Below are 25,183 nucleotides of genomic sequence, written 5' to 3' on the forward strand. Positions count from 1 at the left end.
GTTCCCGTTGGTGGGGTTGTGGTCGGCGGTCAGGCGAGGCGGTCGGATGGCAGGTCGACCGACGTCGCGTCGGGCAGCGCTTCGGTGACCTGTTCGCGCAGCACGGTCAGCGCCACCCCCGGCGGCAGGTCCGCGCCGATCACCGGCGCTGTGGCGGCGTCGAGGGCCGCTCGCACCGCCGCCGCGAGGTCGCCTGCCGCAGGAGTGGTTCTGGCCATGGGGAACCGCTCTCGCAGGCGTCCGGGCAGAACTCGGGGGTCCGGGCCGACCAGCACGTCGCACACCCCTCGTTCGGCCACCGCCACCAGTGCCGCGCTCTCACCCCACGACCCCACGAGGTAGCGGATCGTCTGCCCCGCGCCGCCCGCGCGGAAACTCGTCGGGGTCATGCCCAGCATCAGCGGCGCGGTCGCGTAGAAGTGCCCGTTCGAGTTGAAGCCCGCGTCGTAGATGGCGGACGTGACGCTGTCCGCCTCGGTCAGCACGTCGCGCACCCGCTGCGCCCGCCGCGCGGACAGGTAGGCGTGCGGGGTGATGCCCACCACCGCCTTGAACACCCGGTGGAAGTGGAACCTGCTGAACCCCACGGCGGCGGCGAGGTCGTCGAGGTTCGGCGCCCGCTCACCCCGCTCGTCGACGATCCGGCACGCCCGCGCCGCCGCGGCCACGTGCCGTTCGTGCGCCGTGGGCCGATCCGGCGCGCACCGCTTGCACGGCCGGTAGCCCCGCGCCTCCGCCGCCGCGGCGGTGGCGAAGAACTCCACGTTCTCCCGCCGCGCCGACCGGGCCGGGCACGACGGCCGGTTGTAGACGCCGGTGGTGCGCACGGAGTAGAAGAACCGCCCGTCCGCCTGCTCGTCCCGATCGCACACGGCTTCCCACCGCGTCTTCGCACTCGCGTTCACGGCGCCCGCCCCCGAGGGTTGTAGCCGGACTCCCCGCCGCGTCCCGGCGGGCTGGTCGCGCCCGCGGTGGCTGCCGCGGGCTTGTTTCCCCGCCGACAACACTTCCAGGATCTACTAACAAGCCCATCAGGCCGGGGCGCACCCTGTAGGTCCTTTATGGACTCTTGGATGTTCTGCGCGGCTAGGCGGGTTCGAGGTCGCCGAGGATGAGCGGGCGGGGGTCGTCGGGGTCGGGATCGGTGGTGGCGAGGCCGTGCACGGCGACCCAGGTGCCCAGCGACTCGGGGGCGGTGCGGACCAGGCGGTCGATGATCGCGCGACCGAGCGGGGTGCGGATGTCCTCGCGGAGGAAACCCCGGTGCCAGGTGACCACCGCGAACGGGACCGCCCACAGGACGAGCAGCAACACCCAGGCGCGGCCGGTGGGACCGTCCCACAGCCAGAGCGGCTCGGCCACGAAGATCCCGTCGATCCAGTACATGAACTGCGCGCCGGAGGTGTACACGAGGAAGCTGTGCAGGATCAGGAAGGCGAGCCCGCTCCCGGACTCGGCCACGAGCAGCCCCTTGCGCCGCAGCCTGGTGGTGCGCTTCTTGAACTCATCCGCGCACTTGTCGGCCACCTCGTCCCTGACGGCCCGCAGGCGAACGGTCCGAGAGCAGGCGAAGTCAAGGATCACCTGCTCCATCGGCGTCGTCGCCGCAGGCTCGACCCCGGGCACCAGGCAGTTCGTGTCGGTGACGGTGAGCGCCCCACGATCAACCAGGTCCACCACCACCGCGTCTGCCACCCGAGCCACCCCACCGCGCAACAGGGCCACGTCCACCAGATCCCCGGCGAACCCAGCCACCAGGCTCGCGTCCCGCGCCCGCCGGTAGTCCCGCACCACCACCCACACCGGCGCCGCCATGGCCGCCACGAACAACACCAGCCACGACCAGATCATCCGCCCACCCCTCCCCACCACCGCCAGGGGAAGCGTAGTGATCACCAGCGGGCTGCGGGCCCGGAACAGCCAATCCCGCCTTCCGGGCAAGCTGCCGCTCGCCGTCGCGTATCGGTCCACGCCGGACTGTTCGTGGGTCGGCTGGGCGCTGTCGGCCGCGGTGTCAACCCCGCTGGCCGCTGCCAACCGCTCTCTGCCGCCGATGACTCCGCTAGCATGCTCCTGATATCCACCATTAGCTATATAGATAATGGGCTTTGGGTCGCTAGGGTGTGGGAACGGTACGAGCACGGGCGCGGCATCGCGAACTGCACCTGGAGGCGGAAAGTCGCGGCGACCGCAAGAGCGCCACCGGCTTGAGCTCGAAGGACGCCGAGCTCCTTCGAGAGCTGAACATGACCGCCAACGGCGAAAGGCCCTCTCCCCGGGAGCGGGGGGAGAGGGCCTGAGCCAGGGGAGGGGACTACTTGCTGGCGAGGGCCTTGAGGCCGGCGTAGTCACCGGCGCCGAGGAGGCGGCGGGAGGTGTCGCAGGGGGAGCTGGCGGGGGTCATGGTCTGGGTGGCGTTGTTGGTCTGGTCGACGTGGCCGAGGCCGGCGGTGTGGAGGCGCTCGTGGGTGAGGGTGGTCTCGAGGTCGTACTGGGCGCCGGTGCAGTTGGCGGGCTTGGTGGTGAACCAGGTGTAGGCGACGTTGTCGATGAGGGTGTCGGAGGCGATGACGACGCCCTTGGCGTTGTAGTAGGTGCAGGTGTAGGCGAGGACCTTGGTGGGGAGAGCGCCCCAGCCGGTGACGGACTTGTTGTCGTTGCCGGTGCAGGTGGCGGTCGATGACACCTGGGGCTTGAGGGTGGTGGTGCCGGCGTAGTTGTAGGTGGAGGTGGTGAGGGGGGCGAGGCCGCAGCGGTTGGTGCCCTTGGCGACGGTGTTGGTGGAGGTGGTGATCGAGGCGAGAGCGGTGGAGGCGATGTTGGCGGGGACGCCCTGGCCGTTGTACATCCAGTTCAGGGTGCCGACCTTCCAGGTCTTCAGCGCGTAGGTGGTGTCCTCGCAGGCGCCGGCGGCCGAGGCGGCGGTGGCGGCGGCGGTGACCGCGTCGCCCTCGTCGTAGGTGAACGCCTCCGCGACCAGGAAGACCTCGTCGTTCGCGGCGGCGGTCGTGGTGACCGGCTGGCCCGCGATGACGACCGCGGTGGCGGCCAGGGCGGTGGCGGCGAGGGTGGTGAGCGAGCGGCGCATCGGGGATCTCCCTGGTCGTCCTGGCTGGATGACACAAGGTTCGAGCCCGGCGAGAGCGGGTCGGGTGCGCGCTCGGGTGCGAACCGGATGCACGCCTCAGACGACACTCCGCGCTGCCGAACGGGCGCTGTTGCCGACCACTCAGCGACCCCCACTCAGGCAGCCGAAACCGCCGCCCACCCCCGTTCCGTCACCCAGTCACTCACACGTTCTCGCGGACCTCCCTGCCATCCCCGTGCCAGGTGAATCGCGGCGGTCCCGGCACGGTTCACGGCGTGCCCTGGAAGTCCTGACGCACATACACCTCAGACGTGATGACAGCCGGGATGGTGACGCCGAGCGCACCCGGATCCTTGGTGAGCACTTCCTCGCGGGCGAGGATGAGGCCCGTACCAGGGTCGATGACCAGGCTGTAGCGCGTCGGCAGCCCGTGACCGTTGGAGTCCAGGGAGAACACCATCCCTGGACGTCCGGTGCGGTCGTGCGTGGTGCCGTCGTGGCGCAGCCCGGGGACGGTGGCCAGCACCCGCAGGACGGCGGCGCGCTCATCAGCGGTCAACACCCGTTGGCGCACCAGGTCGGTGATGGACGCGATGACCTCGGTCGGCCCGTTCGCCCTGGGGTGGTTGATTTCCAGCCACAACGCCAGCTCGGCGGGGTCGGTCGGCGGGCGGTCCGGCCACATGCGGGTCCGTTCGTGCGGCTCGAAGGACGAACTGTCGCCTTCGCCGTCGGTTTCCGACGCCCAGGCCCGCTGGTCGGCCTCGGACTGGAACTGCGGCGGCGAGTCCCGGGTGTCGATCCGGCCGGACCCGTCGGCGTTCCACCACAGTTCTGTGTAGGTGGCCTGCAACACCGACCGCGTGTCGCCGCGCTGGACCTGGGCGTGCAGGTACCAGGCCTGCATCTGGAAGTGCTCCGTGCCACCGGGCCGCCCGGTCGGCACACCGGAGCGCTGCGCACGCGCGGCGATCTCCTCCAGCAACACCGGTGCGGGACGGGTGTCGGTCGCCGCGGTGATGGACAGCAGTGGGGGAGTCGCCGCCGCCCCGCGCGGTGCGTTCGGCCTGGCCACGGTCCACACGGCGGCTCCGGCTGCGACCACGGCGACCAAGGCGGCGGCGACCAGCACCCGTCGGCGTCGGTGCACCGGTGCGGGCGGGTCGAAGACGGGGACCGGGGGCACCGGGTGGTCCCGCACCGGGTCGGCGGCGGCCAGCAACCGGCGGATGTCCTGCTCGGCACGCATCAGCGCGCTCCCTTCATCCCGACTCGCTGGGACCCGTCGTGTGGGCGGTCGACCACGGCCATGGCGGCGAGCAGTCGGCGGCGGGCTCGGCGGACCCGCATCGCGGCGGTTGTGCGCAGGCACCCCAGGACCACCGCGACCTGGGTGCTGGACAGGTTCTCCCAGGCCACGAGCCGCAGCACCTCCCGGTCGTCCGCGCCGAGGGTGGCGAACGCCGCGATCGCGACGAGCCGGTCCAGCACGTCATCGGCGTGATCGGACTCCACCGCCTCGTCGAGCGCGGCGTCGTCGACCACCGTGGCCCGCCGTTCCAACCGTCGGAACTCGTTGGCCAGGACCCGCCGGGCGACGCCATAGAGCCAAGGCAGTGCCTCTGGCGCTACCGGGACGTCGTTGATCCGGCGCCACATGACGGTGAACACCTCGGCCACCACGTCGTCGACGTCGGCCGCACGGGCCAATCGACGCGCGACGTACCTGTGCACCTCGCCGTGGTGCTCGCGGTACAGCCATCTGAACCGCTCCTGTCGCTCGGTCACGAGCCCGCCTCTCTGCCGCTACCCAGGCCTATGTCCGGTGCGGCCGGGATGTCACACCCCGTCGGCGAGGACTTGGCGGAGGACGAAGCGGGCGTTGGCCGAGATGACCGGGTTCGTGTGCCGGTAGTACGGCAGGTGGATGAGCGCCATCGACAACGCCCAGCCCCGGCCCCGCCGCCACATGTGCTCGTTGACGCCGGTGTGGTCGCGGAACACCCCGCGGGCGGACCCGGTCAGCAGGTTCCACGCGGGGATCAGGTCGGTGGCAGGGTCCCCGAGCCCGGCGGTGCCGAAGTCGATGACCGCCGCGAGCCGACCCCCTGCGCCGAGGAGGTTGCTGGGCATGAGGTCGCAGTGCGTCCAGCAGAGCGGCCCTGACCAGGGCGGAACGGCGAGAGCGGCCTCCCAGGCGGCGATGGTGACCTCGGCGTCGAACGGTTCGTCGGTCTGGCGCAAAGCCTCGATGGCGGCCCGGGTCGCCGCGTCGGCCTCGGCCAGCGGACTGCTGCCGCGGTGCGCGGGTGGTCCACCATCGAGCCCGACCGCGCGCATCGCGGTGACGAACTCGGCCAGGTCGCGCGCCAGGTCCTCGCGCTCGTGCCCTTCGACCAGGACGTCACCCGGGATCCAGCGGTGCACCGACCACGGCCACGGATAGCCCGCGCCAGGCTCACCCAGTCCCATGACGGTCGGGATCGTGGTGGGCAGCAACGGCGCCAGCGCGGTCAACCACCGGGTCTCGCTCTCGGGACCACCTCCGGTGAGCGGCAGTCTGACGGTCAGGTCGTCGCCCACCCGGAAGATCGCGTTGGACGTCCCGCCGGAGACCAGCCGCCGCACCGGCAGATCGGCCCACTCGGGGAACTGGTCGCTGAGCCGCCGCCGCACGAGCCCGTCGTCGACGTCCACCTCGCCCGCGTGCATCTTCGCCACAGGGCCGGGAGCGTATCGATGTCGGTCTGTTCCCATCAACGCGTTAACCGGGAAGCGATAGGATTCACTGGCCAGGCAGTGAATTCAGCCGCGCCATAGTACGATGTGATGACCGCGTTCCACTATGGACCATCAGCCGCTCCCGGCGGCCGTCCGACGTGGAACACCCAGTGGATCTCGCTGTTCTGAACGGCTGTTCCCCGGCCGTCACCCCTGTGCCCGGCGCGAATTCCCCGGCACTGTCGCCCTTCCTGCTACCGCCGCGTTCCCGGACGAGGCGGACCCTGCGTGAAGGAGTGAGAAGTGAGACGACATCGGACGTGGCACGTGGTGCTCGCGGTCGGGATGGCCTTCGGCGGCGCGCTACCCGCGGCCGCCGCCCAAGGCGTGGTGATCGGCGCCGACCGGCCGGACGCGATCGCGGGCAGCTACATCGTGGTCACCAAGCAGCCGGTGGCCGACCGCTTGGCCAGCGAGTACGGCGGCACGGTGACAGCCAAGTGGGAACACGCCCTGACCGGCTACGCCGCGAAGATGGACGCCCGCGCGGCCCGCAGGCTCGCCGCGGACCCGGCGGTCGAGATGGTGGTGCAAGACGCCGTCGCCAGGATCGCGGGTGAGCAGCCGAACCCGCCGAACTGGGGGCTCGACCGGATCGACCAACGGGATTTGCCGCTGGACGCCAAGTTCGGCTACGGCAGCACCGGCGAGGGCGTCACCACCTACGTCATCGACACCGGCATCCGCACCACGCACAGCACGTTCGAGGGCCGGGCGAGCTGGGGCACCAACACTATCGACACCAACAACACCGACTGCCACGGCCACGGCACCCACGTCGGCGGCATCATCGGCGGCCGCGAGTACGGGGTCGCCAAGGCCGCGAAGATCGTCGCCGTCAAGGCGTTGAACTGCGCGGGTTCGGGCTCCAACAGCGCCGTGATCAGCGGTATCGACTGGGTCACGAAGAACGCGGTCAAGCCCGCCGTGGCGAACATGAGCCTGACCAGTTCCGCCGACCCCGCCATGGACGCCGCCGTGCGCAAGTCCATCGCGTCCGGGGTCGTGTTCGCGGTGGCCTCCGCCAACGACGGCAAGGACGCCTGCAACTCCTCGCCCGCCCGGGTCACCGAGGCGATCACCGCCAACGCCGTCGACAAGACCGACACCAAGCCGACCTTCTCCAACTTCGGCCCCTGCACGGACCTGTTCGCCCCCGGCGTGGGCATCCTGTCGGCCTGGAAGGACAACGACAACGCCACCTACACCGCGAGCGGCACCTCCATGGCGTCCCCGCACACCGCCGGTGTCGCCGCGCTGTGGTTGAGCGCCCACCCCGCCGACACCCCGGCGCAGGTCCACGCGGGCGTGGTCGCCGCGGTCACGCCGGACAAGGTCACCAACCCCGGTGCCGGATCGCCGAACCGGCTCCTGCACGCCGCCGCTACTCCGCAACCGCTTGCCGTCACCAGCCCCGGTGACCAGACCAGCCCGGTCGGCCGCGCCGTCACGATCACGTTGCGGGCCAACGGCGGCACCACCCCGTACACCTGGACCGCGACCGGATTGCCCGACGGGATAGCGGTTTCCGGGGCGACCCTGACCGGGACCCCGACCGGCCCGGGTAGGAACACAGTCACGGTGACTGTCACGGATGCCGCTGGTACCAAGGCATCGGCGGACTTCACCTGGACGATCGCCGAGGCCAGTGACCTGGACATCGCCAACCCGGGCGACCAGAACGCCAAGGTGGGGGAGGAGGCCGGAGTCAAGGTCGTCGCCACCGGCGGCGCCGCGCCCTACACGTGGACGACCACCGGCCTGCCCGCCGGGATCACCGCTGCCGCCAGCGGCGATGTCGTGACCCTGTCCGGCATCCCGACCGCGGCAGGGACGTCGACCGTCGTGGTTTCCGTGCGCGACAACGCCGGAGCCACCGCCCAGGTCTCGTTCACCTGGACCGTCACCGGCGGCTGCCAGGTCGGCCAGAAGGTGCTGAACCCGAGCTTCGAGTCCGGTGCGACCGGCTGGACGGCGACCTCGGGGGTCATCGGCCAGCACGCGGGCGCCGGGCAACCCGCCCACACCGGCACGTGGAGCGCGTTGCTCGGCGGCAAGGGCCGGGCGAACACCACCTCCGTGACCCAGACCGTGGCCGTGCCGACCGGGTGCGGCAGTTACCAGTTGTCGTTCTGGCTGCACATCGACACCGCCGAACGCGACGCCCGGGTCTGGGACCGGTTCACCGCCACGGCGGGCGGCAAGACGCTGGTCACCTTCTCGAACGTCAACGCGGCCACCGGGTATCGGCAGTTCAGCTACGACCTGACCGCGTTCGCGGGCCAGTCGGTGCCGATCACCTTCACCGGGCTTGAGGACAGCTACCTGCGCACGTCGTTCGTCCTCGACGACGTCACCGTCACCGCGGGCTGACTGTCCCAAGGCGGGGCCGTGGTCGACACCGGGGTGGATCTTGAGGTGAGACACCTTCGCGTTCTCCTCGCGGTGGCCGACGAGGGCAGCATCACCAGGGCCGCCGCCGCGCTCGGTCTCTCCCAGCCCTCGCTGACCGCCCAGCTCCAGCGCATCGAGCGGGTCGTCGGCGAGCAGGTGTTCGTGCGCGGCCGGGCCGGGGTGCGCACCACCCAGTTCGGCCGCGGCCTGCTGACCCGGGCGCGGACCGTGCTGCGCGAGATGGACCGCCTGCTGCTCGACTCGGCGCCGGGGGAGCGCGGGGAGGTCGTGCTCGGCGACTCGGGGTTGCTGCTCGCCCGCGTCATCCCGCGCCTGGAACGGGAACTGGCCGCCACCGGCACCGCGCTGGCCGTCCGCGCGCACATCGACCCGGCGGCGGCCGCGCTGATCGCGATGCTGCGCTCGGGGCGGCTGGACGCGGCGGTCATCAGCGAGGTGATCGGCTTCGAGCTTCCCGTCGCGGCTGGCGTGCACCGGGTGACCGTCGTGCCCGTGGAACCGGTGTTCATCGCCCTCAGCGCCCGGCACCGGCTGGCCGCGCGGCCAGAGGTCGACCTGGCCGATCTCGCCGACGAGGCGTGGATCGTCAACCCGCACGACAACCCCGGTTGGATGGCGTCCGTGCGCGCCGCCTGCGCCCAGGTCGGGTTCCAGCCGCGCGTGGCTTACGAGAGCAGCCACATGGCCGGTGCGCGGGCGTTCGTCGCGGGCGGCCAGTGTGTGGCCATCGCCGACCCGCTCTCCCCGGAGCACAACGGGGTGGTGTTCCGCCCGCTGGCGGGTGACCCGGTGTGCGGCAGGCTCGACCTGGCCTGGGTCGACCAGTGCCCGGTCCCGGCCGACCTGCTGCACCGGGTGGTCGCCGAGGAGTACCGGGCGATGGTCGAGCGGACCGCCGGGTACCGCCGCTGGTGGGCCGACCACGGCCGCATCCTGGCCTGATGCCCGGGCTGATCTGGTCCGATACCGGTCTGGCCCGCGCGAACCGGTTCGTTCCCGGTTCACCGGACCGCGGTGTGGGTACTGTGGGAATGACCGGTTTGTCCTACAACGAGGGGATTTCCCCGTGGCTCACGACCCCACCGCCCGCCGTCCGCTGCGCCTGCTCGCCGTCGTGGGTGCCCTGGCGATGCTGCCGCTGCTGGCCGCCTGCGGTGATGACGACGACGATGACGGTGATGACGACGACAGCCTGCGGTCGACCGCCCGCCCGGCCGCCGTCCTGGTCATCGCCGACTGACCCCGGGGTTCAGCCGGGGAAGCCCAGGACGGCGGGATCGCCCCGTCGCACCACGGCGATGAACCCCGGCGCGGGGAACACCCCGGCCGCGCGGAACGGGGACCGGTAGTCGCCCGAGCCGTGCGTGCCGGGGAGCGCGGTCCAACCGGGGACGCTCGTGCTGTCAGCGGTAGTGCTGTCGCCTGTGGTGCTGTCACCGGTAGTGCTGCTGAGCTCTTGCCACGCGAGGTCGGCGGTCGTGTCGGTGAAGCACAACCGCAGCACGGTGTTCGCCGTCGTGGCCACCGTCCGGCGACCCGCGCAGGGCGGCATCGTCACCGCGGTGACGGAGCCAGTCGCCGGGTCGACGGTGTTCGACGACAGCACTTTCCCGTCGGGCGACTGCTCCTCGCCGATCACGACCGGTCCCGCGTTCGCCCACAACCACCGGCCCCGCAACGCTTCCGCGCCCACGGTCACGCCGTCGCCGGTGCGCACGACCTCCCGGCTGCCCGCGAGGTTGTCGATCGAGACCGCCCGCCCGTCGGAGGTCCGGTTGACCAGGAAGTGCGTGCTCTTGCCCGGTGCCACGGGGAACAGTCGCTGCCAGCGCTGTACCCCGTCGCGGTCGCCCAGCGCCGCGACTCCCCAGGAATCCCCGCAGCTCAACGACACGATGACCACGTCGGTGCCCGACTCGTGCACACCCCAGGGCGACAGGCAGCCCGCGGGCGCGCGCCACGTCCACAGGTGTTGACCGCCGCGGAGATCGGTGCCGTGGACGCGGAAGTCCAGCGTCCCATCGGGTTGTTCGAGGCGTTCGGCCACGGGCAGCACGGTCGTGGAGGGCCGCGGGTCCAGATCGCTGTGGTCGTCGCCTGGCCATTCGCGCACCACGGCTCCGGTCGCCGCGTCGAGCAGCACGTGGAGTTCACCATCGCGTGCATGCGGCCCGCCGCCGCTGAACGTGGTCACCACCAAGGCCTGGTCAGGCGTGGTCACCAGTGAGGTCACCCGGGTACCCGCACGCCCGTAGTGCCACTGCCGCCGACCCCCGGGACCAACGCTGACGACCTTGCCGCCATCGGTGCCGACCACGAGCCCGGTGCCAGCGGCCACTGCCTCCACCACCGGCGCGTCCGCGACCCACCGCCAAGGCTCGCCTTCCGACCGCTCCGCCACCGGCAGCCGCACGCCTGCCGCGACCGTGTGCCCGTCGACAGCCACAGCGGCCGGGATGGGCTGCACACCGAATCCCGCTGCCGCCACCACAAGCACCGCTACCCCGGTCCGCACCCATCCGCCGAGCCGTCTGGTCAGCGCCCCCGCGAGCGTCGCCACCGCGCCGACCAGCAGAACTACCGAGGACGGCCCCGCTACCCCTGACTCCAGATCGGTGACGACCAGGTATCCGGCATGGCCCGTCGCCGCTATCGCCAGCACCAACCCGCTCCGGCGCGCACCCCACAACACCACCAGCGCCGCCACGGCTACCCCGGCGACACCGACCCCACCCCACGTCCCGTCCTGCCGACCGACCCCGCCGTCGAGCAGCATCGACACACCGGCCCACACCAACCCCGCCACCGCGAACCCCGCGCCCACCACACCCCCTCGACGCCGGGCATCCCGATCTGGTTCCCGGATCGCCATAGGTGGCGGAGTCGATCGACGCGGACGGGTGTGCGACGGTGGGCCGGTGACGTGGAACGGCGAGGACTACCAGCGGCGGTTCGACACCCTGGCCGAGAGCGGCCAGGACGTGCACGGGGAAGCCGTGTTCGTGCTCGGCTACCGGCCCGGGTCGGTGCTGGACGCGGGCTGCGGCACCGGGCGCGTGGGTATCGAGCTGGCCCGGCACGGAGTGGAGGTCGAGGGGGTCGACGTCGACGAGTCGATGCTCGCGGTGGCGGGGGAGCGCGCGCCCCAGGTGCGGTGGCACTGCCGGGACCTGGTGGGGCTCGACCTCGGGCGGGACTTCGACGTCGTCGTCATGGCGGGCAACGTCCCGCTGTTCACCCCACCCGGGACCCAGGCCCAGCTCGTCGCCGGGGTCGCCGGGCACGTCGCGCCGGGGGGCGTGCTCATCGCCGGGTTCTCCCTGGACCGGGGCTACACCACGGCCGACTACGACGAGCACTGCGCCGCCGCGGGGCTCACGGCTACCGAGCGGTACGCCACGTGGGCCAAGGACCCGTTCGACGGCGGCGACTACGCGGTCTCGGTCCACCGAGCCGGGTAGTCGACCCGCCTGTCACGGGCGCCCCGGGTGGCTGGGCCGCGAACAGCCCAGCCGGGGCACGACGTCAGTTCGCGGCGAGCCGGGCCAGGCGGCGGTCGTCGGGCCAGCGCACGTCGCGCGCCCAGCCGAACCGCTCGAAGACCCAGATGACCCTGGCCGAGATGTCGACCTGGCCGCGGCGCACGCCGTGCCGGGCCGAGGTGGGGTCGGCGTGGTGCAGGTTGTGCCACGACTCGCCCATGGACAGGATCGCCAGCGGCCAGAAGTTCGCCGACTTGTCCCGGCTGGCGAACGGGCGGTCACCGACCATGTGGCAGACCGAGTTGACCGACCAGGTCACGTGGTGCTGGAAGGCGACCCTGGCCAGCCCGGCCCACAGGAACGCGCTCAGCGCGCCCCACCACGACCAGGTGATCAGACCGCCGAGCAGCGCGGGCAGGCCGACGCTGAGGGTGACCCACAGCGGGAACAGGTTGTCGACCGCGCGCAGGTCCGCGTCCGCGGCCAGGTCCGGGGCGAAGCGGTCGACGTTGGTGCGGTCGCGGCCGAACAACCACCCCATGTGCGCGTGCCAGAACCCGCGCAGCAACGCCATCGGCGACGTGCCGAACAGCCACGGCGAGTGCGGGTCACCGGCGCGGTCGGAGAACGCGTGGTGGCGGCGGTGGTCGGCGACCCAGGTGATCACCGAGCCCTGCGCGGCCAGCCCACCGGCCACCGCGAGCGCGATCCGCAGGCCGCGGTTGGCCTTGAACGCGCCGTGGGTGAAGTAGCGGTGGTAGCCGACCGTGATGCCCAGCGTCGACACCGCGTAGAAGACCGTCGCGATGCCGATGTCCACCCAGCTCACGCCCCAGCCCCAGATCGCGGCGGGCACCACCGCCAGCAGCGCCAGGAACGGGATGATCAGGAAGACCCGGATCGTCACCAGCTCGGCGCGGCCCGCCTGCTCGGCCAGGATCGGTTTCTTCGGCCGCGGGGTGTCGACCGGGGGGCTGGGTGTCGCTGTGGTCATATCTCGCCTCGGGATTCGGGGTGGACGAGCGGTTCCGCGCGTGGTCGCGCGGCTGCCCGGTGCGGGCAGCGCTCGGTGGGGTCGAACGGGGGTGGTCCGACGTCCGGTGGCCGTGGTGGACGTAGCGAGCACGTGACCGACCGGACGCGAGTGGCGGGGCGCTGCCGGGATCCACCCGGCCGGTGCTGCGCCGTGGCACCGCCTGTCACTGATGACGGTACGCGGCCGGGGGCCAACCGACCATGTCGCTGAGCGCGGCGGCGCGGTCGACACGCGGTGATGACCGCTCCGACCTGCGGTTCTCGGGCGACGTGCAGGTCGTCACCCCCATTCGGGCCGCCGGTGGGGTAAGCTTGGCCCAAGGGCGCACCACTGGCAGGCTTCACCCAGCAGGACTCCAACCAGGTGCGATACCCGGCTCGTCCGACCCACCTGGGCTCGGGGCCGCACCGGCTCACACCGCCGGGCGCCGACCGCACTCCCCGCATTCCCCGGCCGCCACCACGCGCACGGTCCGCATCGCGGACGTGCCCCCGAGGCCCGCGGCCCCTTCCCGAGCCACGCGCGGCCCGCCGCGCCGCTGGCCCACAGCCAGGAGGCTGGCCGCATCCACATGACACGCACCGAAGCACACCGCGACACCGCCCAGCGCGACACCGCTCGCGCGACCACCGGCCAGGCCCAGCGCAACCCGCTGCGCCGCGAGCACCGGGCCACCGAACCGGGTTCGGCAGGCGCGCCGCTGCAGCGGACCGCGCTCGAGCGCCGCCCGGCCACCGCGCCGAGGCGCTCGGTGACCCCGCCGACCGACATCGCGCACGCCCTGGCCGACGCCCTGCGCGGCTACGTCAAGGCCGTCGCGGTCGCGCTCGGGGTGCCCGCGGAGGGCGTGACCTGCGAGGTCACCGACACGGTCACCGCCTACCTGGCGCTCGGCCACCGCGCCACGGCGTTCCCGGACCGCGACGTGATGCTGGTGTGGGACGCGCGCGGCTGGTCGGTGTCGCTGGAGACCGACCCGGGCGAGCGGCCGATCGTGTTGTCCGCCTCGACCGGTGACCTCGTGCCCGACCCGGCCACCGTCGCCGGGTTCGTGTCCATCGCCCTGGCCAGGCGCACCGCCCGGCCCGCCAGCCCCGCCACCACCGAGCCGCTCGACTGGACCCAGGTCGTCGAGCGCATGCGCGGTCATGGCCGCTGAGCGAACCCCCACCAGACCAGGATCCACCGTGAGACAAGAGGAACCCATGACGCCTGTGACAGCACCGAACGAGGGCCGCACCGCCCCCGTCCTGTTCAGCCACCCCACCACCGAGGAGCGGGCGGTGACCAGGAACCCCGGCAGCGTCGAGGTGCCCCGCTTCGAGTCCTCATCGGACACCCACGCGCCCGCGCCGCGGCACCCGGACCACTACCCGGCCCCCTGAGATCCGAAGTGGACTGAGCGTCCGGCCCGCTGGGACCACTGGGGTCTCCCACCGAGCTGTGCTCCCGGTGCCGCGCGGGCGGCGCGGCACCGGGAGAGAACCCGGGGCTGAGAACGCCCGCGCCTCGCGTGCCGATGCCCGCGTGACCCGAGCCGCGCGAACACCACCGCGGCCGTGACAACGCCCCCGCGCCGGGTAGAGATCCGCTGTGCTGTGCGGAAGTACCACGGCAGGGCGCAGAAACACCACGGCGTAGTGCGGAAACACCCCCGCGCATTGCACCGCTCGCGCGGAATACCACCGCGCGCTGGCGCCACACTGCGAAAACACCACTGCCCGCCCCCGGAACACCGGGGGCGGGCAGTGGCACGCGTGCTCAGAGAACGCGGACCGAGACCGCTTCCGGGCCCTTGCGGCCCTCGCCGATCTCGAACTCCACCTGCTGGTCGTTGGCCAGACCCGCGTTGTCGTAGCCCTGGATGGACGAGCGGTGCACGAACAGGTCGACGCCACCGCCCGCCGGGGTGATGAAGCCGAAGCCCTTGGTCCCGTTGAACCACTTGATGGTTCCGTTGCTCATCGGCCTACTCCTTGGGTCGACCACGCCGAGACGGCGCCGGGCTGGGGGCTGTGCACGGGCTGCGGGGCGCTCGGCGCGGGCTCTTGGCCCGCGATGCCCAACATGGACAGCAGCACACCGCGGTCCTCGGCGTCGAGGGAGTGCACCGCGACCGTGCGCGCCGCGCGCTTGCGCTGCACCGCCTCGGCCTTCTCCGCGGCCGCGCGGCCGTCGGCGAACCCGATCGCGGCCTTCACCTTGCTCGAGCGCGGCGCGGCGGGGGTGCTCAGTGGTTGGTGTGACGAGGCGAGCTGGTAGTCCGGCGGCAAGCCGGTGCTCCCGTCCCCGACCGCGAGAACGGCGGTCGGTCTCAGCCGGGAACCGGGTCCGCTGGGTGCCGACACCTGAGGTACCCCGACCGACCCGACTCTACCGCACCGGGCGCCGCCAGGACCCGATCCGCGCCGATGACCTGCCCGACCGGGTTGACCTGCGCGCACGGCACCGCGAACCCGCTCACCCGGGCGCCTCCAGGTCGACCTATAGCCGTTTTATAGGGACCCGGTCCGGATCTAGAGCCGGGTTAGAGGGCCGCGTCCGATCCTTGGCCGGTGCGAGGGCGAGTGCCTCGTGCGGTGTCCACTCCCGATGCGAGGACCGAGCCATGAACGTCAAGCGAACCCTCATCGCCCCGGTGCTGGCGGTCGTCACGGCCGCGCTGACCTTCGGCGGCGTCCTCACCGCGACCGCCGACAGCGCGCCCGCGCCCGCGGCAGGAAGGTCCGCCATGACCCAGATCAGCAGGAGCGAGGTGCTGGCCCGGGCGCGGTCCTGGGTGGAGCGGGCCGTGCCCTACAGCAACACCGGGCACACCGACGGGTACCGCCAGGACTGCTCCGGGTTCGTCGCGATGGTGTGGGGCCTCGGGGACAACCCGTCCACCCGGATGCTGTCCGGCCGCGCCACCCCGGTCGATAAGGCGGGGCTGCGGCCCGGCGACATCCTGCTCTGGGTGAACCCGGACCCCACCGAGTTCGGGCACGTCCGGGTGTTCGGCGGCTGGACCGACCCGGCCCAGACTGGCTACTGGGTCTACGAGCAGACCCCCGTCCAGGCGGTGTACCGGGAGTACACCTGGACGGACACCGCGGCGGACTACGTCCCGTACCGGGGGAACACCGTCGTCGACGACACCCCGACCACGTCCACACCGAGTGACTCGCCCACCGGGGTCCCGGCACCACCGAGCGACCCGACCGTGGAGGTCACGCCGCCCACCCGGACCCCGACGCCGTCGTCGGCGGCACCCGTCCCGGACGGTGGGGAGTTGGTTCAACCGCAACGGATCGAGCAGCCCGTGGCGGGGGTGCTGTCCTGACCCGACTCACCCCCACCGCGGCGTCGTACCTGGTGGTACCAGGCGGACTCGGGTACGGCCTCGCCGCGTCGGCATGGGGGGAATGCGTGGTATAGCCTCAGCGGTGAGCCCCACCGCAGAGAGGGGGCACCCGTGACCGATACGTCAGCCACCGGGCCCGTACTGTCGACTCCACACCCCGCGGAGCCCACTCCGCCGAACGCCGCGGAGCTGCCCACCCCAGTCCCGGTCCGCGCGGCATCGGTCGCCGCCTTGGTCGTGGCCGCCGTGCTCGTCGCCGTGGTGCTCGTGCTCACCTCGAGCGGTGCCCAGCCCGCCCCCCTCGCACCCAGCGCCGCCGACGTGGCCCCGCCTGCGGTGGCCCTGCTGGTCGCCGCCGGTGTGCTGCTCGGCGCGCGCGCCCGCTCACCGCGGACCTGGTTCCCCCGGCGCCGGGTACGCCCCGCCCTGCCCAGCTGACCCCGCGCGGCGACACCCCGCTGACGTCGTCGTTGCCCCGGTGCTCCCGCCGGATGAACACCACGCCCCCGTCCACTCCCGGGTCCCGGACGCTGACCCCGGTGGTGGAAGGTTTGTCCAGACCTCGCTTGCCAGCGCGGCACCACCGCAGGCCGCGCTGAGCGCCCACCGAAAGAAATGACCACACCATGACTGCATCACCTGCTTCCGAGACCCAAACCGCGGAGGCCCGGCGCGGCAGCGAGTTCGCCGAGCTGTCGCGCCGGATCAAGAGCGAGGGCCTGCTGCACCGGCGGCACACCTACTACGCGCTGCGGATCGGCACGAACCTCGCGCTGCTCGCCGCGGGCGTCGTCGCCTTCGTGCTGCTGGGCGACTCGTGGTGGCAGATGCTCACCGCCGCCGGGATCGCCGTGGTGCTCACCCAGTTCGCCTTCATCGGCCACGACGCCGGGCACCGCCAGATCTTCCAGTCCCGGCGCGGCAACGACGTGATCGGCTACGCGCACGGCGCCATCACCGGCATCAGCTACCAGTGGTGGGTCAGCAAGCACAACCGCCACCACGCCAACCCCAACCACGAGGACGAGGACCCGGACATCGACATCCTGGTCCTGGCCTTCACCGACCGGCAGGCCACCACCAAGCGCGGCGTCGCGCACTTCATCACCAAGTACCAGGCGTTCCTGTTCTTCCCGCTGCTGCTGGTCGAGGCCATCATGCTGCGCATCGCCAGCTTCCAGGCGGTGCTCGCCAAGGAGATCAAGACCGTCCGGCTCGAGGGCACCCTGCTCGTCGTGCACACCGTGGTGTACCTGGGCGCGGTGTTCACCGTGCTGTCCCCGGGCAAGGCGCTGGTGTTCATCGCCATCCACCAGGGCCTGATGGGCGTCTACCTCGGTTGTTCGTTCGCGCCCAACCACAAGGGCATGCCGGTGCTGTCCAAGGACGACGCGGTGGACTTCCTGCGCAAGCAGGTCCTCACCTCGCGCAACATCATCGGCGGCCGCTGGGTCGACTACCTGTTCGGCGGTCTGAACTACCAGATCGAGCACCACCTGTTCCCGAACATGCCCCGGGCCAACCTGCGCCGCGCGCAGCCGATCGTGCAGGAGTACTGCACCCGCCAGGGCATCCCGTACGTGCACTGCGGGATCTTCGCCTCGTACCGCCAGGTCCTGAGCCACCTGCACTCGGTGGGCGCGACGCTGCGCACGCCCGCGCTCGCGAACAGCTAGTCCAGGTCGGCCAGTCCCGGCGGGACACCGCGGTCGAAGGTGGTGCTCCGGAAGTCGACGCGGGGGGCGTGCTCCCCGCTCGACGGGACGACGGCCGGGAACCGGGTGTCGTGGAAGTCGGCGTTGCCGCTGAACGTGGTGGCGCCGAAGTCCGCACCCGCCAGGAAGGTCGCGGCGCGGAAGTCGGCGTACCCGCCGAAGGTCGCCGCGCCGAAGGTGGCGTCCTCGTCGAACCGCGCCCGCTCGAAGTCCGCGCCGTCGGTGAACGCCGCGGAGCCGAAGTTGGCGCCCCGGGTGAACCGGGCAGCGGTGAAGTCCGCCCCGTCGGCGAAGGTGCTCCACTCGAAGTCCACCGCGGCGAACACGGCCGCGTCGAAGCTCGCGTGGTCGGTGAACGTCGTCCACTCGAAATCCGCGTCGCCGCGCAGGACCGCCGAGGCGAACGTCGCGCCCGCGGTGAAGGTCGTGCCGCTGAAGTCCGCCTCGCCGGTCACCGTCGCCCAGGCCAGGTCGGCGTAGCCGACGAACGTCGCCGCCTTGCACACCACGGTCCGCACCGCGCACCCGTGCAGCGTGAACCCGACCAGCGTCGCCGCGGTCAGGTCCAGGTTGATGTCGCGCCAGAACGACGCGACCGGGGCGCCGGGGTGGGTGCCCGGGTGCAGGTGCGTGGCGAGCAGGCGCTGCGCGGTGAGCCGGAACTCGCGCTCCTGCAACCGGTCCCGGTCACTGGCCGGGTCCTCGGCCCGCAACTCGTCGCCCGCGTCGTCGGGCAGGTCGCACGGCATCCGCAGGCACGCGCACAGCACGTTGACGATCGTCTGCCGCTGCCCGGGGTTGTCCTGCGCGAGCCGCTCCAACGCGTAGAGCCCACCTAGCCGGACCGGCGCCTGCGGTGACCCGAGCAGCTCGACGGCCTTCGTGTACAGGTCCGTGATCCGCCGCGCCGCCGCGTCGTCCCTGGTGTCGGCCGCCACCCGCTCCCGCAGCCGGAACGCCACCGCCGCGTCGGCCAGGTCCCTGTCCTTCTGCCGCAGCGCGATCTCGGTGCTGCGCTGCCTGCGCGCCGCCAGCAACAACGCCGCCGCACCCCCGGTCCCCACCACGATCGACCCCGCCGTCCGGATCGCGTCCAACCGGACCCGGCTCTCCTCGCTGTCCTGCCCCTGGGGTCCCGCCAACAACCACCCCGCCACCCCGACCCCCACCGCCACGATCACCGCGGCCCACACCACCATCGCCCGCACCGACAACACGGTGTATCTCTCCGCGCCGACCTCACCCTCATCGTCCATACCCCCCAGCCTGCGGACCCCCACCCCCCGCCCCCACCCCTCTCCACCGACCGGGTGACCCTTCTTGTCCACTGTGGACGCTTCGGCCCGATCGGTTGGCCTGATTGATCACTCGCGACCCTGATTGGTCCTCGCCGGTGGTGTGCCTGCGCTGTTCTTGGCCTCTACCAGCGGATCTGCTATCGCCCGGGTGGAAAGCTTCCCTCTTCTGGGTTACAGAAGTTATCCACATGTGGATCTCCACGGGGGTGCTTCCAAGATCCACTGTCGGTGCGCCCCGGTAGACTGGCCCAGGGACGCCCCCCGGAGAGGGTGGGGGCCGGGCCCAAGTTGGTGGGGCGGCGGGGGTCGTCAAGGGGGTTCACCCGAAGGTGTGATAGGCGGGGGTGCCGGGAGGCCTGAGAGCGGGTGGGGCGGGCAGGCCCTAGGGACGCTGTGGGTGGGGGCGGTGAGCGTGAGGCCAGTGCGAGCCGCCGTGCGGGGGAAGGCTGGCGCGAGGGGTGGCCGGGTCGGTGCCTGCGGATCGGCGTTCGCGGAGTAGGCGGCGTGGGCGGGTGGGGTCAGCGCGGGTGGGCGTGGGGCCCGCTGGTGCGAGCGGTCGTTGGTGGGTGCCGCGCCGGTCCTGTCAGCTGAGCCAGCTCTCCAGGCTTGCCGTTCACGTCACCAGCTCGCAGGCGGCCCTCAGTTGCGCACGTGCGTGCCCGCTGCCCGGCAAGGGCGCCCCAGGGGGCGTGAAAGCCGACAAGCTCCCCCGGTCCGCCGTGATGGGGCCAGACCGGGGGAGAGGTGGGCTCAGGCGACGTAGTCGGCCAGGTGTTGGCCGGTGAGGGTGGAGCGGGCGGCGACCAGGTCGGCCGGGGTGCCCTCGAAGACGATCTGGCCGCCGTCGTGGCCCGCGCCGGGGCCCAGGTCGATGATCCAGTCGGCGTGGGCCATGACGGCCTGGTGGTGTTCGACGACGATGACCGACTTGCCGGAGTCGACGAGGCGGTCGAGGAGGCCGAGGAGCTGTTCGACGTCGGCCAGGTGCAGGCCCGCGGTGGGTTCGTCCAGGACGTAGGTGCCGCCCTTCTCGCCCATGTGGGTGGCGAGCTTGAGGCGTTGCCGCTCGCCGCCGGACAGGGTGGTCAGGGGTTGGCCGATGGTGAGGTAGCCGAGGCCGACGTCGACGAGGCGGGTGAGGATGGCGTGGGCGGCGGGGATGCGGGCCTCGCCGTCGGCGAAGAACGCCTCGGCCTCGGCGACCGACATGGCCAGGACCTCGCTGATGTCGCGGCCGCCGAGGTGGTAGTCGAGCACCGCGGCCTGGAACCGCTTGCCCTCGCACTCCTCGCAGGTCGTCGCCACGCCCGCCATCATCGCCAGGTCCGTGTAGATCACGCCCGCGCCGTTGCAGGTCGGGCACGCGCCCTCGGAGTTCGCGCTGAACAACGCGGGCTTCACCCCGTTGACCTTCGCGAACGCCTTGCGGATCGGCTCGAGCAGCCCGGTGTAGGTCGCCGGGTTGCTGCGCCGCGACCCCTTGATCGCACCCTGGTCGATGGACACCACACCGTTGCCGCCCGGGATCGACCCGTGCACCAGCGAGCTCTTGCCCGAGCCCGCGACCCCGGTGACCACGACCAGCACCCCCAGCGGGATGTCGACGTCGACCTCGCGCAGGTTGTTCGCCGTGGCGCCGCGGATCTGCAGCGCGCCGGTCGGTTCGCGCACCGAGTCCTTCACCGCGGCCCGGTCGTCGAGGTGGTGGCCGGTGACGGTGTCGCTGGCCCGCAGGCCCTCGATGGTGCCCTCGAAGCAGATCGTGCCGCCGCCCGCGCCCGCACCGGGTCCGATGTCGACGACCCGGTCGGCGATCGCGATGACCTCCGGCTTGTGCTCGACCACCAGCACCGTGTTGCCCTTGTCCCGCAACCGCAGCAGCAGCTCGTTCATCCGCTGGATGTCGTGCGGGTGCAGGCCGGTGGTCGGCTCGTCGAACACGTAGGTGACGTCGGTGAGCGAGGACCCGAGGTGCCGGATCATCTTCACCCGCTGCGCCTCGCCGCCCGAGAGCGTCCCCGACGGCCGGTTGAGCGACAGGTACCCGAGGCCGATCTCGACGAACGAGTCCAGCGTCTCGCGCAGCGCGTCGAGCAGCGGCCCCACCGACGGCTCCGACAGGCCCTTGACCCATTCGGCGAGGTCGCTGATCTGCATCGCGCTGACGTCGGCGATGTTGACGCCCTTGATCTTCGACGACCTGGCCTCCGCGCTGAGCCGGGTCCCGTCGCAGTCCGGGCAGGTGGTGAAGGTGACCGCCCGCTCCACGAACGCGCGGATGTGCGGCTGCATCGCCTCGACGTCCTTGGACAGGAACGACTTCTGGATCGACGGGATCAGCCCGGCGTAGGTCAGGTTGATGCCCTCGACCTTGATCTTCGTCGGCTCCTGGTGCAGCAGCGTCGCGAGTTCCTTCTTGGTGTAGCGGCGGATCGGCTTGTCCGGGTCGAAGAACCCGCTGCCCCGGTAGATGCGCCCCTGCCACCCCTCCATGCTGTACCCGGGGATGGTGATGGCGCCCTGGTTGAGCGACTTGGTGTCGTCGTAGAGCGCCGTCAGGTCGATGTCGGACACCGAGCCCCGGCCCTCGCAGCGCGGGCACATGCCGCCGGTGATGCTGAAGCTGCGCCGCTCCTTGACTGTCGTGCCGCCGCGCTCGATGGTCACCGCGCCCGCGCCGCTGATGGAGGCGACGTTGAACGAGAACGCCTGCGGGGAGCCGATGTAGGGCTTGCCCAACCGGCTGAACAGGATGCGCAGCATGGCGCTGGCGTCGGTCGCGGTGCCGACGGTGGAGCGCGGGTCGGCGCCGAGGCGCTGCTGGTCGACGATGATCGCGGTGGTCAGCCCGTCGAGCACGTCGACGTCCGGGCGGGCCTGGGTCGGCATGAAGCCCTGCACGAACGCGCTGTAGGTCTCGTTGATCAGCCGCTGCGACTCCGCGGCGATGGTGCCGAACACCAGCGAGCTCTTGCCCGACCCGGAGACCCCGGTGAACACCGTCAGCCGCCGCTTGGGGATCTCGACGCTGACGTCCTTGAGGTTGTTCACCCGGGCGCCGTGCACGCGGATCAGGTCGTGGCTGTCGGCGGCGTGCTGCGCGGGCGCCTGCGTCCGCTTGGCCTTGCTCATCGTGCTCCCCATCGTCCGGGCGTCGGTCGCGTCCGTCCGCGCCGCGTCGCCGTGCTCCACCCTGCTCGGCCCAGCCGCACAGGGGTCTGGACCTGCTTCGATCTAACCAGCCCCGGAACCGGTCCAGGGGTCGTGCACCGCCCGCGCCGGCGTTGGCTCAGCGGTCCTGGATGAGCCCGAGCACGTTGCCGTCCGGGTCGGCGAAGGTCGCGACCAGCCGCCCGCCGCCGACCTCGCGCGGTGCCTGCCGCACGGTCGCGCCCTGGGCGGTCACCTCGGCCAGCTTCGCCTCGATGTCGGCCACGTGCCAGTGCGCGACCGGCCCGGTCAGGCCCTGCTCCGCGCCACCGGGCACCAACCCGATGTGCTGGCCGTCGACCTCGTAGCCGACGTAGTAGGACTCGTCGGCCTGCGGGGCGACACCGAGCAGCGCGGTGTACACGGCCTTGGCCTTCGCCACGTCGGTCACCGGGTGCAGGATCGTCTTGACGGTGGGCGTACCGGACATGGTCACTCCTCGCGATCGCGGTTCGGGTGTCCAGGCCGGGGTGGCCTGCCCTGTCCGTGACAGTAGGAGAGGCCCACCAGCGGCGCTTCTCGATTCGTGACCGGAATGGACGAGGGGGCGACCGCGCTCGGTCACCCATCGGCGACAGTCAGTCCACCGCCAGCGCCCGGATGCCGATGACGTGCGGCTCCGCCTGCACCACGGCGGTGATCACCGGGGAGTCGGCACTCTCCACCAATCGGGTGGCGAAGCCGCGCGGGCGCGGTGCGCTGTGGACGGACAGTGCCAACGCCCCCGGATCGGACCTGGGGTCGGGATCGGGCTCCAGGTTGAGCGTGGAGTTGGCGCGTCACGGTACCCGCGCCTGCGGCTGGGGCGTCGGCGAGCAGTAGCGTGGTGGGTGGGGGCGTTCGCTGATGGATGTGCTCGCGGCGTTGGGCAAGCTGGTCCCGGTCGTCCTGGCGTTCGGGACCGGGGCGGTGTTCGCGCGGCGGAAGGTGATCCCGGCGGAGGCGGCGGGGTTCTTCACCGACTTCGCGTTCCTGTTCGCGATCCCCAGCTACCTGTTCGGCAAGATCTTCCTCAGCGACCTCGGGCACCTGTTCGACGTCCGGGCGATCTCGGCGTACGCGGCCAGCGCGGCGCTGTGCGTGCTGCTGGTCGGCCTGGTCGTGCGGGGCGGCCCGAAGGTCCGCGCCCTGCGGGTCATGGCGGCCGTCCAGGTCAACACGGCCTACTTCGCTGTCCCGGTGTTCGTCATGCTCTTCGGCGACGCGGCACCGATCTTCCCGATCCTGCTGCTGCAGGTGTGCCTGCTGTCCACGGTCATCCTGGCGACCATGGAGTTCGGCGGCACCGGCAGCACACCCCGCAAACTCGCCCGCGCGGTCTGGGCCTCGCTCAACACCCCGGTCGTCCTGGCCTGCAACCTGGCGATCCTGCTGAACCTGCTGTCGGTCCCGGTCCCGACCCCGCTGCTCGACGGCCTCGCCTTCGTCGGCGAGGCAGCCGCCCCCGTCGCCCTGTTCGCCCTAGGCCTCTACCTGGGCGGCGCGGGCCTGTCCATCCGCGGCACCACCCGCACCGAACTGGCTCTGATCACCTTCAAGTGCTTAGCCTTCCCCCTGATCACCCTCCTCCTCTGCCGCTACGCCTTCCACATCACCGGCGACTGGCTCAAGTACCTGGTCCTCATCGCCGCCATGCCCTCCCCGCAGAACCTCTTCGTCTTCGCCCAGCGCTACGACGTGGACGTTGACTTGGCGGCCTCGGTGGTGGTCAAGAGCTCCCTGGTGACCCTCTTGCTACTGCCCCTGTGGGTCCAGTGGGCCACCCTCTAGCACCTCACAGTGAGACCACGCTGATCACTCCTCTGGCGCTGCCCGTCGTAAGAGCGCCCACCGTGACGGGCGGGCAGCCCGCTCCCAACGCGCTGCCCGCCCCTAACGCCCTGCCGCCCCCAACGCCCTGCCCGCCGCTCGCTCTAGAGCCCATGGCGCTGCCCGCCTCAACGGGTCGATCGTCGTACGAGCGACGCCTCTCACAAGACCGTCGCTCGCTCCCCGGAGCCCTAACTGCTCCTTGCGCTGACCACCGCAACTGCGGGTCGCCGCAAGAGCACCTCCCGAGGCACCCCTGCAGGCTGGTGCAAGAGGGTTCCCCATCGGCACCCCTGCGGGCTAGTGCAAGAACGTTCCCCGACGTACCCCTTCGGGGCGCTGAAAGAGTGTTCCCCGACTCACCCCTGCGGGCTGGCGTGCACCCCTGCGGGTCGGTGCAAGAGCGCCGACCGCGATAAGAGCTCCGCCGCCGTCCATGATCAACTCCGTGGTGGGGCCCACCCTCCCGGGGTCTGAGGTCCCACGTTCGAGCCTAGCGGAATCGGCGGTTTGTCAAGGGGGGCGCGGCTGGGCTGTGGATGGTTGGCGGGGTTGTGGACTAGTCGGCCGTGGGGTGCGGGAAAGGGAGGGGTTTCGGGTTGGGGCAGAATGGGAAATCTGCCGAAAATGGGTCAGATGACCCGGAGGTAGAGGTAGACGGTGGAGCCGGAGTGGCCTTTGTCGAAGGTCTTGGTGACGCCGTTGCCGCCCGCGCGGACGGTGCCGAAGCTGGAGCCGTCGCCCCAGGTGCCGTAGACCTCGGCGCCCTTGCCGTCGGCGCGGGTGTCCTTGACCCAGCCCTGGGCGCGGACGTTGCCGCCCGCGCAGGTGACGGTCCACGCGGCGGCGCCGCCGGGCACCGTGGGGCTGAACTTGTCGCCGCAGGTGCCCTGGATGACGAGCACGTCGGCGGCGGCCGGGGTGGCGCTCGCGAGCGCGGCGGCGGCCAGTGCGACGGCGATGACGGCCTTCCTCATTGTGGTCCTCCCGTGAACGGTTCGTGGAA

25 protein-coding genes are annotated in these 25,183 nt (G+C 71.7%); 10 read left to right on the forward strand and 15 right to left on the reverse strand.

What is annotated here, in order from left to right; all coding sequences use genetic code 11:
• Window positions 1–29: 29 nt before the first annotated feature.
• The 6 genes from LV79_RS32920 to LV79_RS32950 form a co-directional block, all read right to left on the reverse strand.
• Complete coding sequence (locus tag LV79_RS32920; protein ID WP_253842229.1) at window positions 30–905, reverse strand: bifunctional transcriptional activator/DNA repair enzyme AdaA; 876 nt, start codon at window positions 903–905, stop codon at window positions 30–32.
• Window positions 906–1,086: 181 nt separating this feature from the next.
• The gene (locus LV79_RS32925; protein WP_285470701.1) at window positions 1,087–1,851 is read right to left on the reverse strand and encodes a TIGR04222 domain-containing membrane protein; all 765 of its coding nucleotides are present in this window, start codon (window positions 1,849–1,851) and stop codon (window positions 1,087–1,089) included.
• Between the two features lie 463 nt (window positions 1,852–2,314).
• Window positions 2,315–3,088: a peptidase M10A gene (locus LV79_RS32935; protein ID WP_253842230.1), complete on the reverse strand. Its 774-nt coding sequence runs from the start codon at window positions 3,086–3,088 to the stop codon at window positions 2,315–2,317.
• Window positions 3,089–3,356: 268 nt separating this feature from the next.
• Complete coding sequence (locus LV79_RS32940; RefSeq protein ID WP_253842231.1) at window positions 3,357–4,337, reverse strand: CU044_5270 family protein; 981 nt, start codon at window positions 4,335–4,337, stop codon at window positions 3,357–3,359.
• The gene (locus LV79_RS32945; protein ID WP_253842232.1) at window positions 4,337–4,876 is read right to left on the reverse strand and encodes an RNA polymerase sigma factor; all 540 of its coding nucleotides are present in this window, start codon (window positions 4,874–4,876) and stop codon (window positions 4,337–4,339) included. The genes LV79_RS32940 and LV79_RS32945 overlap by 1 nt, the downstream gene beginning before the upstream one ends.
• Window positions 4,877–4,927: 51 nt before the next feature.
• Entirely contained in the window at window positions 4,928–5,800 is an 873-nt protein-coding gene (locus tag LV79_RS32950) for an aminoglycoside phosphotransferase family protein (protein ID WP_253842294.1), read from the reverse strand.
• A gap of 312 nt (window positions 5,801–6,112) precedes the next feature.
• On the opposite strand from LV79_RS32950, the gene LV79_RS32955 reads away from it, so the two are divergent.
• The 3 genes from LV79_RS32955 to LV79_RS32965 all read left to right on the forward strand — a co-directional run bounded on the left by LV79_RS32955 (window position 6,113) and on the right by LV79_RS32965 (window position 9,524).
• Complete coding sequence (locus LV79_RS32955; RefSeq protein ID WP_253842233.1) at window positions 6,113–8,242, forward strand: S8 family serine peptidase; 2,130 nt, start codon at window positions 6,113–6,115, stop codon at window positions 8,240–8,242.
• Between the two features lie 45 nt (window positions 8,243–8,287).
• Entirely contained in the window at window positions 8,288–9,226 is a 939-nt protein-coding gene (locus LV79_RS32960; RefSeq protein WP_253842234.1) for a LysR family transcriptional regulator, read from the forward strand.
• A 124-nt stretch (window positions 9,227–9,350) separates the two neighbouring features.
• Window positions 9,351–9,524, forward strand: coding sequence for a hypothetical protein (locus LV79_RS32965; RefSeq protein ID WP_253842235.1), 174 nt, complete (start codon window positions 9,351–9,353; stop codon window positions 9,522–9,524).
• A 9-nt stretch (window positions 9,525–9,533) separates the two neighbouring features.
• Here LV79_RS32965 and LV79_RS32970 read toward each other — a convergent pair whose 3' ends face one another.
• Window positions 9,534–11,108 (reverse strand): hypothetical protein, encoded by a 1,575-nt coding sequence (locus LV79_RS32970; protein WP_253842236.1) that lies wholly within the window; start codon window positions 11,106–11,108, stop codon window positions 9,534–9,536.
• Between the two features lie 94 nt (window positions 11,109–11,202).
• On the opposite strand from LV79_RS32970, the gene LV79_RS32975 reads away from it, so the two are divergent.
• The gene (locus tag LV79_RS32975) at window positions 11,203–11,745 is read left to right on the forward strand and encodes a class I SAM-dependent DNA methyltransferase (RefSeq protein ID WP_253842237.1); all 543 of its coding nucleotides are present in this window, start codon (window positions 11,203–11,205) and stop codon (window positions 11,743–11,745) included.
• A gap of 64 nt (window positions 11,746–11,809) precedes the next feature.
• Here LV79_RS32975 and LV79_RS32980 read toward each other — a convergent pair whose 3' ends face one another.
• Window positions 11,810–12,760 carry an acyl-CoA desaturase gene (locus tag LV79_RS32980; RefSeq protein ID WP_253842238.1) on the reverse strand — a complete coding sequence of 317 codons (951 nt, stop codon included), beginning with the start codon at window positions 12,758–12,760 and terminating at the stop codon, window positions 11,810–11,812.
• 613 nt (window positions 12,761–13,373) lie between these two features.
• On the opposite strand from LV79_RS32980, the gene LV79_RS32985 reads away from it, so the two are divergent.
• Complete coding sequence (locus LV79_RS32985) at window positions 13,374–13,961, forward strand: DUF6292 family protein (RefSeq protein WP_253842239.1); 588 nt, start codon at window positions 13,374–13,376, stop codon at window positions 13,959–13,961.
• Window positions 13,962–14,016: 55 nt separating this feature from the next.
• Window positions 14,017–14,187 carry a hypothetical protein gene (locus LV79_RS32990; protein WP_253842240.1) on the forward strand — a complete coding sequence of 57 codons (171 nt, stop codon included), beginning with the start codon at window positions 14,017–14,019 and terminating at the stop codon, window positions 14,185–14,187.
• 376 nt (window positions 14,188–14,563) lie between these two features.
• Here LV79_RS32990 and LV79_RS32995 read toward each other — a convergent pair whose 3' ends face one another.
• Entirely contained in the window at window positions 14,564–14,767 is a 204-nt protein-coding gene (locus tag LV79_RS32995; RefSeq protein WP_253842241.1) for a cold-shock protein, read from the reverse strand.
• On the reverse strand, window positions 14,764–15,150 hold the full coding sequence (locus LV79_RS33000) for a hypothetical protein (RefSeq protein WP_253842242.1): 387 nt from the start codon (window positions 15,148–15,150) through the stop codon (window positions 14,764–14,766). The genes LV79_RS32995 and LV79_RS33000 overlap by 4 nt, the downstream gene beginning before the upstream one ends.
• A 260-nt stretch (window positions 15,151–15,410) precedes the next feature.
• Here LV79_RS33000 and LV79_RS33005 point away from each other — a divergent pair, with 260 nt between their 5' ends.
• The 3 genes from LV79_RS33005 (at window position 15,411) to LV79_RS33015 (ending at window position 17,821) form a co-directional block, all read left to right on the forward strand.
• Complete coding sequence (locus LV79_RS33005; protein WP_253842243.1) at window positions 15,411–16,124, forward strand: NlpC/P60 family protein; 714 nt, start codon at window positions 15,411–15,413, stop codon at window positions 16,122–16,124.
• Between the two features lie 132 nt (window positions 16,125–16,256).
• Window positions 16,257–16,583, forward strand: a complete 327-nt coding sequence (locus LV79_RS33010) for a hypothetical protein (protein ID WP_253842244.1) — start codon at window positions 16,257–16,259, stop codon at window positions 16,581–16,583.
• 188 nt (window positions 16,584–16,771) lie between these two features.
• On the forward strand, window positions 16,772–17,821 hold the full coding sequence (locus LV79_RS33015; RefSeq protein ID WP_253842245.1) for a fatty acid desaturase family protein: 1,050 nt from the start codon (window positions 16,772–16,774) through the stop codon (window positions 17,819–17,821).
• Here the strand turns inward: LV79_RS33015 and LV79_RS33020 are convergent.
• From LV79_RS33020 to LV79_RS33035, 4 genes are all read right to left on the reverse strand, one after another.
• The gene (locus tag LV79_RS33020) at window positions 17,818–19,116 is read right to left on the reverse strand and encodes a pentapeptide repeat-containing protein (protein WP_253842246.1); all 1,299 of its coding nucleotides are present in this window, start codon (window positions 19,114–19,116) and stop codon (window positions 17,818–17,820) included. The genes LV79_RS33015 and LV79_RS33020 overlap by 4 nt on opposite strands.
• A 792-nt stretch (window positions 19,117–19,908) precedes the next feature.
• Window positions 19,909–22,290 carry an excinuclease ABC subunit UvrA gene (locus LV79_RS33025; protein WP_253842247.1) on the reverse strand — a complete coding sequence of 794 codons (2,382 nt, stop codon included), beginning with the start codon at window positions 22,288–22,290 and terminating at the stop codon, window positions 19,909–19,911.
• A 157-nt stretch (window positions 22,291–22,447) separates the two neighbouring features.
• Window positions 22,448–22,798 (reverse strand): VOC family protein, encoded by a 351-nt coding sequence (locus LV79_RS33030; protein ID WP_253842248.1) that lies wholly within the window; start codon window positions 22,796–22,798, stop codon window positions 22,448–22,450.
• Window positions 22,799–22,946: 148 nt separating this feature from the next.
• Window positions 22,947–23,087, reverse strand: coding sequence for a hypothetical protein (locus LV79_RS33035; protein ID WP_253842249.1), 141 nt, complete (start codon window positions 23,085–23,087; stop codon window positions 22,947–22,949).
• Window positions 23,088–23,214: 127 nt separating this feature from the next.
• Here LV79_RS33035 and LV79_RS33040 point away from each other — a divergent pair, with 127 nt between their 5' ends.
• Window positions 23,215–24,138 carry an AEC family transporter gene (locus LV79_RS33040; RefSeq protein ID WP_253842250.1) on the forward strand — a complete coding sequence of 308 codons (924 nt, stop codon included), beginning with the start codon at window positions 23,215–23,217 and terminating at the stop codon, window positions 24,136–24,138.
• A 671-nt stretch (window positions 24,139–24,809) separates the two neighbouring features.
• Here LV79_RS33040 and LV79_RS33045 read toward each other — a convergent pair.
• Complete coding sequence (locus tag LV79_RS33045; RefSeq protein WP_253842251.1) at window positions 24,810–25,154, reverse strand: hypothetical protein; 345 nt, start codon at window positions 25,152–25,154, stop codon at window positions 24,810–24,812.
• Window positions 25,155–25,183 lie beyond the last annotated feature (29 nt).

Origin of the sequence: Actinokineospora globicatena (assembly GCF_024171945.1) — a bacterium.
GTDB classification, from domain to species: domain Bacteria; phylum Actinomycetota; class Actinomycetes; order Mycobacteriales; family Pseudonocardiaceae; genus Actinokineospora; species Actinokineospora globicatena.

Bases quoted from the DNA above. Each gene is read 5' to 3' on its own strand.
- LV79_RS33030 (WP_253842248.1), bottom strand. From the start codon at position 22,798: ATGTCCGGTACGCCCACCGTCAAGACGATCCTGCACCCGGTGACCGAC.
- LV79_RS32980 (WP_253842238.1), bottom strand. From the start codon at position 12,760: ATGACCACAGCGACACCCAGCCCCCCGGTCGACACCCCGCGGCCGAAG.
- LV79_RS33025 (WP_253842247.1), bottom strand. From the start codon at position 22,290: ATGAGCAAGGCCAAGCGGACGCAGGCGCCCGCGCAGCACGCCGCCGAC.
- LV79_RS33005 (WP_253842243.1), top strand. From the start codon at position 15,411: ATGAACGTCAAGCGAACCCTCATCGCCCCGGTGCTGGCGGTCGTCACG.
- LV79_RS32925 (WP_285470701.1), bottom strand. From the start codon at position 1,851: ATGATCTGGTCGTGGCTGGTGTTGTTCGTGGCGGCCATGGCGGCGCCG.
- LV79_RS33040 (WP_253842250.1), top strand. From the start codon at position 23,215: ATGGATGTGCTCGCGGCGTTGGGCAAGCTGGTCCCGGTCGTCCTGGCG.
- LV79_RS33015 (WP_253842245.1), top strand. From the start codon at position 16,772: ATGACTGCATCACCTGCTTCCGAGACCCAAACCGCGGAGGCCCGGCGC.
- LV79_RS32940 (WP_253842231.1), bottom strand. From the start codon at position 4,337: ATGCGTGCCGAGCAGGACATCCGCCGGTTGCTGGCCGCCGCCGACCCG.
- LV79_RS32985 (WP_253842239.1), top strand. From the start codon at position 13,374: ATGACACGCACCGAAGCACACCGCGACACCGCCCAGCGCGACACCGCT.
- LV79_RS32935 (WP_253842230.1), bottom strand. From the start codon at position 3,088: ATGCGCCGCTCGCTCACCACCCTCGCCGCCACCGCCCTGGCCGCCACC.
- LV79_RS32950 (WP_253842294.1), bottom strand. From the start codon at position 5,800: ATGCACGCGGGCGAGGTGGACGTCGACGACGGGCTCGTGCGGCGGCGG.
- LV79_RS32995 (WP_253842241.1), bottom strand. From the start codon at position 14,767: ATGAGCAACGGAACCATCAAGTGGTTCAACGGGACCAAGGGCTTCGGC.
- LV79_RS33020 (WP_253842246.1), bottom strand. From the start codon at position 19,116: ATGGACGATGAGGGTGAGGTCGGCGCGGAGAGATACACCGTGTTGTCG.
- LV79_RS33045 (WP_253842251.1), bottom strand. From the start codon at position 25,154: ATGAGGAAGGCCGTCATCGCCGTCGCACTGGCCGCCGCCGCGCTCGCG.